This window comes from Micromonospora sp. CA-248212 (assembly GCF_050948405.1).
Classification (GTDB): Bacteria; Actinomycetota; Actinomycetes; order Mycobacteriales; family Micromonosporaceae; genus Micromonospora.
In genome coordinates this window covers 7,200,406-7,213,870 of record NZ_CP192023.1, presented here as the reverse complement: position 1 = coordinate 7,213,870, position 13,465 = coordinate 7,200,406, and the positions used below count along the sequence as shown (strand labels likewise).

Annotated in this window: 12 protein-coding genes; 2 read left to right on the top strand and 10 right to left on the bottom strand. The window is 71.3% G+C overall.

The genetic code is table 11. The features are described from left to right. Positions 1 to 27: 27 nt before the first annotated feature. The 4 genes from ACQP03_RS34000 to murJ all read right to left on the bottom strand — a co-directional run bounded on the left by ACQP03_RS34000 (position 28) and on the right by murJ (position 5,483). Positions 28 to 963, bottom strand: coding sequence for a hypothetical protein (locus ACQP03_RS34000; RefSeq protein ID WP_357392250.1), 936 nt, complete (start codon positions 961 to 963; stop codon positions 28 to 30). Continuing rightward, positions 960 to 1,652, bottom strand: a complete 693-nt coding sequence (gene sigM, locus ACQP03_RS33995; RefSeq protein WP_357131323.1) for an RNA polymerase sigma factor SigM — start codon at positions 1,650 to 1,652, stop codon at positions 960 to 962. The genes ACQP03_RS34000 and sigM overlap by 4 nt, the downstream gene beginning before the upstream one ends. A 43-nt stretch (positions 1,653 to 1,695) precedes the next feature. Continuing rightward, positions 1,696 to 3,303 carry a protein kinase family protein gene (locus tag ACQP03_RS33990; protein WP_357131326.1) on the bottom strand — a complete coding sequence of 536 codons (1,608 nt, stop codon included), beginning with the start codon at positions 3,301 to 3,303 and terminating at the stop codon, positions 1,696 to 1,698. Positions 3,304 to 3,725: 422 nt separating this feature from the next. Further along, positions 3,726 to 5,483, bottom strand: a complete 1,758-nt coding sequence (gene murJ, locus ACQP03_RS33985) for a murein biosynthesis integral membrane protein MurJ (protein ID WP_357131329.1) — start codon at positions 5,481 to 5,483, stop codon at positions 3,726 to 3,728. A 126-nt stretch (positions 5,484 to 5,609) separates the two neighbouring features. Here murJ and ACQP03_RS33980 point away from each other — a divergent pair, with 126 nt between their 5' ends. Next, entirely contained in the window at positions 5,610 to 7,070 is a 1,461-nt protein-coding gene (locus ACQP03_RS33980) for a CCA tRNA nucleotidyltransferase (RefSeq protein ID WP_433459759.1), read from the top strand. 104 nt (positions 7,071 to 7,174) lie between these two features. On the opposite strand, the gene ACQP03_RS33975 is transcribed toward ACQP03_RS33980, so the two are convergent. Genes ACQP03_RS33975 through ACQP03_RS33960 form a run of 4 tightly spaced genes read right to left on the bottom strand, consistent with a single transcriptional unit; the run spans position 7,175 to position 10,889 of the window. Beyond that, the gene (locus ACQP03_RS33975) at positions 7,175 to 8,671 is read right to left on the bottom strand and encodes a flotillin family protein (protein ID WP_357131335.1); all 1,497 of its coding nucleotides are present in this window, start codon (positions 8,669 to 8,671) and stop codon (positions 7,175 to 7,177) included. A 28-nt stretch (positions 8,672 to 8,699) separates the two neighbouring features. Then, positions 8,700 to 9,221, bottom strand: coding sequence for a hypothetical protein (locus ACQP03_RS33970; protein WP_357131797.1), 522 nt, complete (start codon positions 9,219 to 9,221; stop codon positions 8,700 to 8,702). Positions 9,222 to 9,261: 40 nt separating this feature from the next. After that, the gene (locus tag ACQP03_RS33965; RefSeq protein ID WP_433459756.1) at positions 9,262 to 10,374 is read right to left on the bottom strand and encodes a TolB family protein; all 1,113 of its coding nucleotides are present in this window, start codon (positions 10,372 to 10,374) and stop codon (positions 9,262 to 9,264) included. Continuing rightward, entirely contained in the window at positions 10,371 to 10,889 is a 519-nt protein-coding gene (locus tag ACQP03_RS33960; protein ID WP_357131341.1) for a SigE family RNA polymerase sigma factor, read from the bottom strand. Before ACQP03_RS33960 ends, ACQP03_RS33965 begins: the two co-directional genes overlap by 4 nt. Positions 10,890 to 10,958: 69 nt before the next feature. Here ACQP03_RS33960 and ACQP03_RS33955 point away from each other — a divergent pair, with 69 nt between their 5' ends. After that, positions 10,959 to 11,438, top strand: a complete 480-nt coding sequence (locus ACQP03_RS33955) for a methylated-DNA--[protein]-cysteine S-methyltransferase (protein WP_433459754.1) — start codon at positions 10,959 to 10,961, stop codon at positions 11,436 to 11,438. A gap of 147 nt (positions 11,439 to 11,585) precedes the next feature. Here ACQP03_RS33955 and ACQP03_RS33950 read toward each other — a convergent pair whose 3' ends face one another. Then, positions 11,586 to 12,665, bottom strand: coding sequence for an inositol-3-phosphate synthase (locus tag ACQP03_RS33950; RefSeq protein WP_357131347.1), 1,080 nt, complete (start codon positions 12,663 to 12,665; stop codon positions 11,586 to 11,588). A gap of 23 nt (positions 12,666 to 12,688) precedes the next feature. After that, entirely contained in the window at positions 12,689 to 13,327 is a 639-nt protein-coding gene (locus ACQP03_RS33945) for a PadR family transcriptional regulator (RefSeq protein ID WP_355048596.1), read from the bottom strand. Positions 13,328 to 13,465: the final 138 nt, after the last annotated feature.

Genomic DNA, 13,465 nt, shown 5'->3' with positions numbered 1-13,465 from the left:
CACGTGGACGCTCATCGTGCTGCGGATTCACCCTACCCGCGCGGAATACCGGCTGTCCGAGCCGGACCCGGGTACGCCGCACTCGGCGCCGCTCACCCAGGCCCAGCGCGATCCGGTCGCGTCGGTGAACCGGATGACGAGCGCCTGCTCGCCCTGGAACCGCGCGTAGTCGATCATTTCGACGGCGAGTGGACCCGAGCCGTGCTCCGCCGCCACGGACGACAGGCACGTGCTCAACGCGGCCTCGGTGGTGAGCCGGGCGAGCTGATTCGACCCGTCGGGGGAAGGTCGTCGCTCACCTCCGGTGTCCGCCCCGGGCTGCTCACGGGGGCCACTGCCGCTCGAACCCAGCAACGGGGACGACGGGCTCGGCGTGCCGCCGAGGCTCTGCGGGGTGTAGTCGGTACCGCTGTGCAGGGTCGGGCCGGACGTGCGGACCGTCCCGCCGGCGGCGAGGTCACGAGGCGCGTTGACCGGACGCTCCATGGCACCGCTGTCCGCGGTGTTGGTCGAGAGGTGACTGAGCCCCAGACCGACCGCGACGACGGCGGCGGCCGCGACGGCCACCGGGGTGGCGGCGCGGACCCAGCGACGCCGCCGACGACCCGGGCCGGTGGGGCCGCGCCCCGACTCGGCGGGGAACGAGGTGGTGGGCCGACGTCCACCCTGCGCCGGCACGGTCACCGGTGTGGCGTCGGCCGGCGGGGTGTCCGCCGCCACCAGCGCGGCGGCGATTCGTTCGGCCACGGCGGACGGCAGCTCCGGTGCGGGCTCGGCCCACCGGGTCAGGTCGCTGCGGACCTGCGTCACCGCGGAGGCCAGCAGCGCGTACGCCTCAGCCCAGGCCGGGTCCGTGGACACCAGTTCGGCGATCCGGGCCTGCTGCGGGGTGCCGTCCAACGCTCCGCCGAGGTAGTCAGCGAGCAGGTCGGCGTCGACCTCCCGGAACTCCTCGGTCGTCACGTGTCCTCCTGATTGGCGTCCTGCCGGATGCGAACCGACCCCGATCCGACGCCCTCGGCCGGGCGTGGGTTCCCCGTCGTGACGTCGGGCACGTCCGGTTCGACCGGTCCGGGGCGCGTCGGCGGGGGGCGGAGGTGCCCGAGCAGCACCGCCAACCGGGCCCGGCCCCGGGCGCACCGGCTCTTCACCGTCCCCTCGGCGACCCCGAGGATGCGGGCCACCTCGGCCACCGGGTAGCCCTGCACATCCACCAGTACCAGGGCGGCCCGCTGCTCGACCGGAAGCGCGGCGAGCGCCGCGCGAACGACGAGCGCGGTGTCGTGGTCCTGCACGGGCGCGGCCGGCTCGACGCCGCCGGTGCCCGACCCGTCGGCCCGGTTGCCGTCGGGCAGCGGCACCGTGGGGTGCGCCTGCCGGCGGCGGATGCGGTCCAGGCAGGCGTTCACCACGATCCGGTGCAGCCACGTGGTGACGGCGGAGTCACCACGGAAGCGGGCCGCCGCGCGGTGCGCCGACAGCAGGGCGTCCTGGAGCGCGTCGGCGGCCTCCTCACGGTCGCCGAGGGTCCGCAGGGCCACCGCCCAGAGCCGATCGCGGTGCCGGTGGAACAGGGCCGCGAAGGCGTCCCGGTCGCCGGCGACGTGGGCGCGCAGCAGCTCCAGATCCGTTGCCGCGTCGCGCCCGTCCATCACCGCGTCCGGCTGATGCGGTGTCCGGGGCGTGCCGTGCGGCTCACGAACCCTGGACCGTGATCTCCTGCACTCCCAGCTTGAAGCCGCCGTCGTCGCCGTTGGGCGGCAACTCGGTGAACCAGAGCAGCAGGTACCGGTACTTCTGGTCGGCGTCGAACCCGTTGAAGGTCATCGTGGTGCCGTCGTGCTCCTTGAGGACACCGATCTCCGTCTTGTAGTTCGACACCATCGACTTGTCGCCGTTGGAGGTCGCCGGGTAGGTCGTCGTGCCGGCGAGCAGCTTCGCGGTGGCGCCTCGACCGGAGAGCACGGCCTGTACCGACTTCACCGTGTGCGGGGCGCCCAGGTCGAGCCAGACACCCATGCCGGACTTGAGGTTGCCGTACGTGGCGTTCGGGTAGCGGTCGGTCTCCCAACCCTTGTCGTTGTCGCCATCGGTCATCTTCTTGGCGCCGTCGAGCTCGTCCCGCGGGGCGCTGTCCGGGTCGATGATCCGGATGTCCTGCACCTTGAGATTGCGCACCGTGGCGGCGGCCGGGGTGGCCTCGCCGGCCGGAGCGCTGGCACTCGGCGTCGCCCCGGCGGTCTCCTGCGGGTCCTTGTCGTCACCGCCGAGCGCGCTGATGCCGATGAGCAGGCCGACCAGCGCGACCGCCAGCAGACCGGCGATGCCGATGGCGACCTTGCGACCGCCCGCGGCGGCCAGCGGCGACGGCTCTTCCCCGGTCTCGGCGGTGAACCGCAGCGGCCCGCCGTTGTCGAGGTAGTGCTCCTCCTCGGCCGGCACGTCCAGCCGGGCCAACTCGGCCGCCAGCACGTCGGACGACGGCGGCGCGATGTCGGCGTCGAGCAGGTCCATCGTCAGGTCGTCCAGGTACGCGGGCACACCGGCCCGCACCTGGCGGGGCGCCGCGAGGGCGGCTCCGGCGTCCCGGACGGCGTCGGGGATGGCGGCCCGCCCGTGACCGGCGGTGGCCCCGCGCAGCGGCGCCTCGGTGTGCGGCCAGTGACCGGTCAGCGCGAAGTAGAGGACGCCGCCGACCGCCCGGATGTCGCTCTCCTGGCTGTCGTCGCCGTCGGTGCGGGCGTCGGCCAGGACCACGCGGCCATCATCGCTGATCATGACGGTGCCGGGGTGGACGTTGCCGTGCACCATGCCGGTGGCGTGCACCGCGGCCAGCGCGCTGGCGACGGCGTTGCCGACAGCGGTGGCGCGAGCCGGGTCCAGCGGACCATCGGCGGCCAGATCGCGCAGCGACTGCCCGTCCACCCACTCGCGGACCACGTACGCCCGCTCGGCCTCGTCGATGGCGTCGTACACGCCGACGAGGTTGGGGTGGATGACCCGGCTGGCCGCGACGGCCGCCTGAAGCATCTCGGTGGCGGAGTCGCCACCCGGGTAGCGCAGCACCACCGCGACAGGGCGGCGCAGGATGACGTCGACCCCGCGCCAGACCAGCCGACCCGCGCTGTCGTTGTTGATGTGCTCGACCAGCTCGTAACGCTCGGCGAGGATCTCACCGGCCGTGGGAGCACCGAAGGTCATGATCGGAGGAGCGCTCTCGTCCGCCTCCTGACCCTCGCCGACCTGGGTCACCCGTCCTCCCTCGGTGATCGTGTCGATCGATGGACCCGTACTGCTGGGCATGTGGCTTCCCGCTCTGCCGTTGAAGGAACCGGCCAACCGGTGTCGGCGCCTGCCGTACCCGTCGAGAGCGACCTTACCCGGGTTGCCCGTCTCCCCGACATGTCATCTTCTTGCCGTACCCGGCGGGGTGCCGGGGATCGGGGAAGTCGTCCGGTTACGACCGTTGTCAGCCACGTTGCTGGCACATGTACTAGCTAATCTACGGCTTCACCACAAGTGACCGACGTCGGGGCCGGGCCGGGCGTGCCGCCCTCGTCCACCAGCCGGTTTCCCGCCGATCGGACGCCCACGCTCAGCCGTACGGCTGGTTATCCACAGGCCGATCCGGCGGCTGACCGGTGAATCGCGGAGTTATCCACAGGGACATCCCCAGGCTGGTGATCGCCGGTCACGTTCCGTGTGGCCGAGACTGTGGGTGCGGCTCAACGACCGAGACGCCGACGGACCATGCCGACAACCTCGGTGATCTCTCCGATCCGCAGCGCCATGGCGAGCCCGAGGTAGGTCCCGCCGATCACGGCGCCACCGATCACGAGCTGAAGGACGGCCTGTATCCAGCTCGGCGTGTCGCCGCCGGGCAGCAGGCTCACCACGAGCAGGCCGACCAGGGCGGCCCCCAACGCGGCCACGAGGACCCGGCCGAGCGTACGCAGGATGGCGCCCATCCCGATCCGGCCGATCCGGGGGCGCAGCAGCCACGCGGAGGCGAACGCCGCCGCCAGGTAGGACACGGCGTTACCGATCATCATCCCGGCCGCCGCGAAGTGCGCGGCGAAGGCGACGTAGAGCACCACCTGCACGCCGATCCGCAGCGCGACCACGGGAATGTTGATCAGCGCCGGGGTGCGGGTGTCCGGCAGGGCGTAGAAGGCGAAGGTGAAGAGCTGGCTGATCGCGAACGGCACCAGTGCCAGGGCCGCGAGGAGCAGCACCAGTGAGGTGTCGGCGGCGTTCTCGTCGGTGAACGCGCCGTACCGGAACAGCGTCACGGCCAGCGGGGTGGCCAGCACCGCGTAGCAGACCGCGATCGGGGCGAGCACCGCCGAGACCGTGCGGGTGCCCCGGGACAGGTCGGCGGCGACGTCGGCGTAGCGGCCGTCGGCGGCCGCCGCGCTCATCCGGGGCATCAACGCCGTGATGATCGAGACGGCGATGATGCCGTGCGCCATCATCAGCAGCAGGAACACGTTGTTGTAGATCAGCGGACCGGCGGCGTTCTCCTTGCCCGCCCTGTTCAGCAGGTTGAACAGCACGATCAGGCCGACCTGGCTGACCGCGACGTAGCAGAACATCCAGCCGCCGAGGCGGCCCAGCTCACGCAGTCCGAGGGTGCGGAAGTCGAATCGGAGCTTCCAGCGGAAGCCGACCTTGCGCAGGGCCGGCAGCAGTCCGGCGGCCTGGATGGCGACACCGACCAGGGTGCCGCCGCCGATCAGCAGGATCCGGCCGGTGGTCATCTCGTCCGGCTTGACGATCGTCGCGCCGAAGATCGCGATGTAGAGGCCCGCCGTGGCGATCACCACGATGTTGTTCAGGATCGGCGCCCACATCGGCGCGGCGAAGTGCCCCCGGGTGTTGAGCACCGCGCTGATCAGGGCGCTGAGACCGGTGAAGAAGATCATCGGCAACATCAGGTACGACAGCGCCGTGACCAGATCCCGGAAGTCCGCCCCGGTCTTCTTGCTGGCGTAGAGCGAGGTCAGCACGGAGGCGAAGGCCACCGCCACCAGCGCCGCCGCGGCCAGCGCCAGCACCGCGAGGGTCAGCAACCGCTGGGCGTACGCCTGTCCGCCGTCGCTGTCGATCTTGCGGCGGCGGACCAGCACCGGGATCAGGACACTGGTGAGGATGCCGCCGAGCAGGAACTCGTACACCATCCCGGGCAGGATCTGGGCGGTCGTGTAGGCGTCACCCACCAGCGCGCCGCCGAGCGCGGCGGTCAGCGCGAGCGTGCGCAGGAAGCCCGTACCCCGGCTGACCAGGCTCCCGATCGCCATCACCGCGCTGTTGGTCGCCGCGCTCGTCTCGCCCACCTGTTCCTGCGGCGGAGCGGTCGACTCCATGGCCGGCTGGTTCAGCGGCTCGGCGGAGATGAAGGTGGCGCCGTCGGAGGGGCGGATGTTGGCTCCCGCACCACCGTCCCGCGCGGCGTTCGCGCTGCGGTAGAGCCCGCCGCTCATCTCCAGCCTCCCAGGGGTACGTCGAGCCGGGCACCGACCCGCACGTCACAGACCTTAGTCAACCCGCACCCGTTACCCGCGCCCGGCGGATCGGATCACACCCTGGCCCGATAGGCTGGCGATCCCATGTCCGAAGCCTCCGCTCCCCACGCCGCCGACCGCCGCGACCTCACCGCCGCGCAGCGCAACGCCGTCGCCGAACTGCTCCGGGTCTCCCCGGTCGCCGACGAGCTGGGCCGCCGTTTCGTCCGTGCCGGCCACGAGCTACACCTGGTGGGCGGTTCGGTACGCGACGCGCTGCTCGGCCGACTCGGCGACGACCTCGACTTCTGCACCGACGCCCACCCCGACGAGACGCTGCGGATCGTCAAGGGCTGGGCCGAGTCGATCTGGGAGACCGGCCGTGAGTTCGGCACCATCGGGCTCCAGCGCGACGGCCTCCGGCTGGAGGTCACCACCTTCCGCGCCGAGTCGTACGACCAGGTCAGCCGCAACCCGGTGGTGGTGTACGGCACCAGCCTCGACGAGGACCTGAAGCGGCGCGACTTCACCATCAACGCGATGGCGGTCAGCCTGCCGGACCACCGCTTCACCGATCCGCACGGTGGGCTGGACGACCTCGCGGCCAAGGTCATCCGTACTCCCAGCACCCCGCGGGAATCCTTCGGCGACGACCCGCTGCGCATGCTGCGGGCCGCCCGGTTCGCCGCCCAACTGCGCTTCGCCGTCCACCCGGACGTGCACGTCGCGATGACCGAGATGGCCGCCGACCTGGACCGGATCACCGCCGAGCGGATCCGTGACGAGTTCACCAAGCTGCTCTGCGGCGCGGACCCGATCACCGGGCTGCGTCTGCTGGTCGACACCGGTCTGGCCGAACGGTTCCTGCCGGAGCTGACCGGGCTGAAGCTGGAGATCGACGAGCACGCCCAGCACAAGGACGTCTACGAGCACACGCTGACGGTGGTCGAGAACGCGGTCTCCTACGAGGAGGAGGGCTGCGACTTCGTCCTGCGGATGGCCGCCCTCATGCACGACGCGGGCAAACCGGCGACGAAGGCCGTCGGGTCCGACGGCCGGGTCAGTTTCCACCACCACGAGGTGGTCGGCGCCCGGCTGACCAAGGCCCGGATGAAGGCGATGCGGTACCCCAAGGAGATCACCGCGAAGGTGACCGCGCTGGTCGCGCTGCACCTGCGCTTCTACGGGTACGGCCGGGGCGAGTGGACCGACTCGGCGGTGCGCCGTTACGTCGCCGACGCCGGTGACCTGCTGCCCCGGCTGCACAAGCTGACCCGCTCGGACTGCACGACCCGCAACCGTCGCAAGGCGGCCCAGCTCGCCGCCGACTACGACGCGCTGGAGGAGCGGATCGCCCGGATCGCCGCCGATGAGGATCTGGCCCGGGTACGCCCCGACCTCGACGGCAACGCGATCATGGAGCTGCTCGGCGTACCTCCGGGGCCGATCGTCGGGCGGGCCTGGAAGCACCTCAAGGAACAACGCCTGGAGCACGGCCCCCTGGACCGCGACGCCGCCGAGGCGGAGCTGCTCCGCTGGGCCCGCGCCGAAGGCCTGATCCCCTAACCCTGCCCCGCCCCTGTCGCGCCGAGCCCACCGAGCGCCGGCAAAGCGAAAGGAAGGGCCCCCTATACAACGCCAGGCGATAACAGGGGGCCCTTCCTTACGCCTCAGGCGTCGAGGGTGGGCTTGGTTGCTCCGTTCGTGGATGCCGAGCCGAGGCGGGCCAGCAGGCCAGCCAGGTCGATGCCGGTGAGGTCGCTGCCGAGCTGCAGACCCTGCGCCACGTTGCCGGCCACCGACTTCGTCAGCGACGACGCGCCGTCGGTGGAGATGACCGTCATCTTGTCGATCGCCCCGATTGGAGCGCTGGCCGCCTCGACGACCTGCGGCAGGACCTTGACCAGCAGGTCCAGCACCGCGGCCTCGCCGTACGCGGCGAACGCCTCGGCCTTGCGCGCCATCGCGTCGGCCTCGGCCCCACCCCGGGCCAGGATGGCCGCCGCCTCGGCCTGACCCTCGCGCTCGACGGCCTCGGCGATCGCGGAGCGCCGCCGCTGCTCGGCCTCACCCTCCTTGGCGCCCTCGATCGCGTTCGCCTCGGCGAGGGCCGCCCGTCGGGCCCGCTCGCCCTCACCGGTGAGCCGCGCCTGCTCGGCGGAGGCCTGCGCGGCGGCGATGACGGCCTGGCGCTGCGCGTCCGCGCTGAGCACCGCCGCGTTGCGGGCCGCCTCGGCCTCCTGCTCCACCTTGTACCGGGCGGCGTCGGCCGGCTTGCGCACCTCGGTGTCCAGTTGGCGCTGCTTGAGTTCGGCGTTGCGCTCGGCCACCTTCTGCTGCTCGGAGAGGATGGCCTGGTCCCGTTCCGCCTGGGCGAGCGGCCCGGCCGCGGCCGACCTGGCCTTCGCCGCGTCGATCTCCGCCTGGATGCCGGCCTGCTTGAGGGCCAGGTTGCGGTTCGCCTCGGCGATGGCCTCCTCGGCGAGCAGCCGCTCCTGCTCGGCCTGCTGCCGGGCCCGCGCCTCGGCGATGGCCGCGTCCTTGAGCACCCGGGCGGCCTCGGGGCGGCCCAGGTCCTGCAGGTAGGAGCCCTCGGCGAGGATGTCCTGGAGTTGGAAGGTGTCGAGCACCAGACCCTGGTTGGTCATCGAGTGCTCGGCCTCCTCGGCCACGGCGCTGGCGAACGCCGCCCGGTCCCGGATGACCTCCTCGACGGTGAGCCGGCCGACGATCGAACGCAGCGCGCCCGCCAGCACCTCCCGGGTGAAATTGTCGATCTCGTCCTGTTGGTGCAGGAACCGCTGGGCGGCCGCCCGGATCGCGTCCTCGGTGCCGCCGACCTTGACGATCGCCACGCCGTGCAGGTCGGCACGGATGCCCTGCTTGCTGACCGCGCCCCGGATGCCGACGTCGATCCGTCGGCTGGACAGGTCGAGCGACTGGAGCTTCTGCACCACCGGGAGCACGAAGACCGAGGCGCCGAGCACCACCTTCTGCCCGGAGGTGTCGGTCGACCGGCCGCCGTCGGCGGTGTGCGTGGTGCGTCCCTTGCGGCCCGTGACGATGAATGCCTCATTCGGCCCGGCCACCTTGATCCGGGACAGCACGAACAACACCAGGACGAGCGCGAGGACGACCGCGCCCACGACAGCTATCAACAGGGGCATGAAGGGGGGTCCTGTCTACGAGAAGGAATCAGTACGTCTCGACGTGCACGCTTGTCTCACTCAGCGCCTGCACGACGAAGACCTGCGCGCCGAGCGGGATCGGCTGGTCGGCGCGGGCGTTGAGCTTGATCGGCTGGCCGGCGACGCGTACCCGCACCTCGCCGTACCCGTTGAGGGGCACTGGCGTGACGACCAGGCCGAGCGCGCCGACCAGGTCGTCGCGGGTGGGGGTGGCGTCGGTGCGCATGTTGCGCGCCGCCCGACTGAAGCGCGACGCCAGCCACGCGGTGGGCACGGCCGCGAGCACACCGCCGGCCGCCGCGCCCGCGATCATCCCGGGGGTACGGGCACCCAGCAACTCGTTCACGATCGCTCCGCCGAAGCCGAACGCTCCGGCGAAGCCGGCGACCGTCTCGGTGGAGATCGGGCCGTCCACGTCCGGGTGTCCGAAGTGGAGCAGCCCGCTACCGAGCAGGGCGAGCGCCAGCACCGCGACGCCGGCCCCACCGATGATCAGAAAGATGAGCGTCCCCGTGGCCACGACCTGCACGGTATCGACGCCGCGCAACGCCGATGAACGGTCGATCGGCTCAACGAGGCGCCACGCTCACCTCCAACTCGGACAGCTGTTCGGGCAGCGGCTGGCGGACGAGTTCGCGCCCCGTCGTGTCGGCCAGCACGACGTCACCCTGGTACGGCTGCCGGTAGAGCAGTCGGTCGTCTTCGACCCAGGCGGCGTCGGCGACCGGCAGCGGATTGACGACCCGCCCGGTGGCGGTCTCCACCAGCAGCGGCTCCTGTTGGCCCTGCACGACGACCAGGCGCCCGTCCGGCGACCAGGCCCACGGTCCGGCGGGATCGCCAGGTAGCGGCTCCGACCGGGTCGGTCGTCCGTCGTCGGCGGAGAACATCTGCACGCCACTTCGGGGGTGCCGGACCGCCTCGGACCGTGGCTTGCCCTGGGCGGTCTGTGGCAGTGCCACCTCCCGGCCGTCCCGGGTCCAGACGAAGGAGCACTGGTCGGTGCAGAAGTAATTCTTCCGGGACACCTCGTGGGTACGCTTCGTGCCGTCCCGCTCGACCACGACGAAGCCGAAGTGGTCCAGCGCGGTGGTGGTGAACAGGAGGCGGCGACCGTCCGGTGACCAGGTCGGGCGGTTCAGCGCACGGCCGACCTCGTGCCAGCGGGTCTTTCCCGTGGCCATGTCGACGAGGCCGACCTCGCGTGGACGGTCTTCCTCGATGACCGCCACCAGCGACCCGGCAGGTGCGGGAAAGATGGCGTCGTAGCGGTCGGTGGGCACGTAGCGGCCCCGGCTCCGGTCCAGCAGGAATCCGCCGCCCGACCCGCCGGCGAACTGTGCCCGGGTCACCACCCAGTTACCGGGCAGCACCAGCGGCGCGGCAGCCCAGTTCGCTCCCGGGGTGGGCCGGATCGAGGGCGACGCCGTGATCGAGGGTGAGGGAGTCACGGTCGGGGGCGGCGTCGCCGGGTTCGGGGCCGGTCGGGGTCGGAGCAGCACGAATGGCACGGCCGTCGCGACGATCGCGACCATTGCCGCCGCGCTGATGACCAGTCGTCGCTGACGGCGCAGCCGGCGACCCCGGCTGAGCGCCTGGCCGGCGAGGCCCGGAGCGGGTGCGGCGCCGTTGGCGAGGTCGCGGACGGCCCGGCGGAGCATCTCGTCCAGATGCGTGGTCATCGCGTCACCCCCGGGCGGTCGGTCAGCTCGTCCAACCCCGGCACCAGGCGTCGGAGCCGGGCCAGCGCCCGGGAGCTCTGGCTGGCGACCGTTCCGGCCCGGCAGCCGAGGAGTGCCGCGGTCTGCTCGACGCTCAGGTCCTCCAGGTAGCGCAGCGTCAGCACGGCCCGTTGCCGTGGCGGCAGCGCCCGCAGAGCCTCCAGCAGCAGCAGGCGCAGATCCGTTTCGCTGCCGTCGTCGTCGGCTGCCGCCAGCTCCGGCACCTGGGCCACGGGCACCTCACTGCGCCGCGCTCGTCGTCGCCAGCCGGACACCTGATCGTGGTAGAGGATGCGTTTGACGTACGGCTCGGCATCGCCCCTGATCCGCGGCCAGCGGGCGTACGCCTTCGCCAGCGCGTTCTGCAGCAGGTCCTCCGCCGCGTGCTGGTTCCCGGCCAGCGCGTACGCGACGCGCAGCAGGGCGGCACCCCGCTCCTCAACGAACGTGGTGAATTCCCCGTCGACCTCCGCCACCGCCCACCTCCGTAGTTCAGACGCCGAGCGGCAGCGGAACTTTGCCTCGTCGCGGGGGACAATGGGTTTGTGCGCTGGACTGTGCTCGACTCGCCGATCGGGGAATTCTCCGTGGCCACCGATGGCACGAGTGTGTGCGGAGCCCACTTCGGTCGGGTGGACACGGCCGTCGAGGAGCCGGGCGATCCGCTGTCCCGGCAGGTCGTGGCCGAGCTGCGTCCGTACTTCGCGGGTGCGTTGACCGCGTTCACGGTTCCCTTGTCGGCCCCGCGCGGCTCCGAGTTCGAGCGGGCGGTGTGGCGGGAGATGACCCGCATTCCGTACGGCGAGACGCTGACGTACGGCCAGGTGGCGCGGCTGGTCGGCGATCCCGGAGCGGCACGGGCGGTGGGGGTGGCCTGCAACCGCAACCCGATCCCCGTGATCGTGCCGTGTCACCGGATCGTCGGCGCGGGCGGCAAGCTGGTCGGTTTCGGCGGCGGCCTGCCCCGCAAGGTCAGGTTGCTGGAGCTGGAGGCGGGCGTGGCTCTGCGGCAGGCCTGGTCCTGACTCGTTGATCGTTGGCTGCTGAGCGACGCGACACGCCGAACAGGGTGCTGCTGGGCTGCCACCGATCGCCGCACCGGCAGTGCCCGAACGCGGCGAGGGCCGGGTCCTGTCGGACCCGACCCTCGGCCGTGCTGGTGGTTCAGCGGGTCAGCGCTCGACCTCGCCGGCGATGAACTCCTCCACGGCCTGGTGGGCGTCGTGGTCGGCGTACTGCACCGGCGGGGACTTCATGAAGTACGACGAGGCCGACAGGATCGGGCCGCCGATCTTGCGGTCCAGCGCGATCTTCGCGGCCCGGACGGCGTCGATGATGACACCGGCCGAGTTCGGCGAGTCCCACACCTCGAGCTTCAGCTCGGCGTTGAGCGGGGTGTCGCCGAAGGAGCGACCCTCCAGGCGGATGTACGCCCACTTGCGGTCGTCCAGCCACGGCACGTGGTCCGACGGGCCGATGTGCACGTCGCTCTTGCTCATCTCGTGCGGGATCTGCGAGGTCACCGACTGGGTCTTCGAGATCTTCTTCGAGACCAGGCGGTTGCGCTCCAGCATGTTCATGAAGTCCATGTTGCCGCCGAAGTTGAGCTGGTACGTGCGCAGCAGCTCGACACCGCGGTCCTCGAAGAGCTTCGCGAGCGCGCGGTGCACGATGGTCGCGCCGACCTGGCTCTTGATGTCGTCGCCGACGATCGGCAGGCCCGCGTCGGTGAACTTCTGCGCCCACTCGGGGTCGGAGGCGATGAAGACCGGCAGGGCGTTGACGAACGCGCAACCGGCGTCGATCGCGGCCTGGGCGTAGAACTTGTCGGCCTGCTCGGAGCCGACCGGCAGGTAGGAGACGACGACGTCGACCTGCGCGTCGCGCAGCGCCTGGGCCACGTCGACCGGGGTGGCGTCGGACTCCTCGACGATCTCGCGGTAGTACTGGCCCAGACCGTCGAAGGTCGGGCCGCGCTGCACGGACACGCCGGTCGGCGGCACGTCGCAGAGCTTGATGGTGTTGTTCTCGCTGGCGACGATCGCCTCCGCGAGGTCCATGCCCACCTTCTTGGCGTCGACGTCGAACGCCGCGACGAACTCAACGTCAGAGACGTGGTAGTCGCCGAAGGTGACGTGCATGAGACCCGGGACGCGGTCGTTCGGGTCGGCGTTGCGGTAGTACTCGACGCCCTGAACCAGGGACGAGGCGCAGTTACCCACACCGACGATGGCGACGCGGACGGAGCCCATAGCGTCTGCCTCCTTCTTTTCTGTCACGGCCGCTCTTTCCTGGTCTCTCCAGGCGGAGGCGGGCTGTTGTCTTCTCGTCGGCCACCGGCTGTCCCCAGGTGGGGGACCGTCGGGGCTCGGCCGGAGCGCTCGTTGGCAATGAGCTCCTCCAGCCAGCGGACCTCACGCTCACAGGCGTCCAGGCCGTGGCGCTGCAGTTCCAAGGTGTAAGCGTCGAGGCGCTCGGCCGCCCGGCCCAGCACGTCGCGAAGGCCTTCACGACGTTCCTCGATCTTGCGGCGGCGACCCTCCAGAATGCGCAGGCGGGTCGCCTGGTCGGTCCGGGCGAAGAACGCGAAGTGCACACCGAAACCCGTGTCGTCGTACGTCTCGGGCCCGGCCTGTGCGATGAGCTGGGCGAAGCGTTCCTTGCCCTCCGCGGTGATTTTGTAGACCACCCGACCTCGTCGGCTGGTCAGCGCGGGAACCTCCTCGGCGGTGGCGGGTGTCTCGGCGGCTTCGGTGATCCAGCCCGCCGCCTGCAACCTGCGCAGGGTCGGGTAGAGCGAGCCGTAGCTGATCGCCGCCCGGATCGCGCCGAGTTTGGCGGTCAACTCCTTGCGCAGCTCATAGCCGTGCATCGGAGACTCCTGCAGGAGGCCGAGGATGGCGAATTCGAGCACGGGCCACCCTCCCTTTACCCTCCGGCGCGGAGCGGTAACCGCCGCGATGTATCGGACCGATACATCGCACGTTAGCGGCTGCCGCCGGCCAGGGCAAACCCCCGTTCCGGGGTGCTTCCGTCACGCATCGTGACCGTG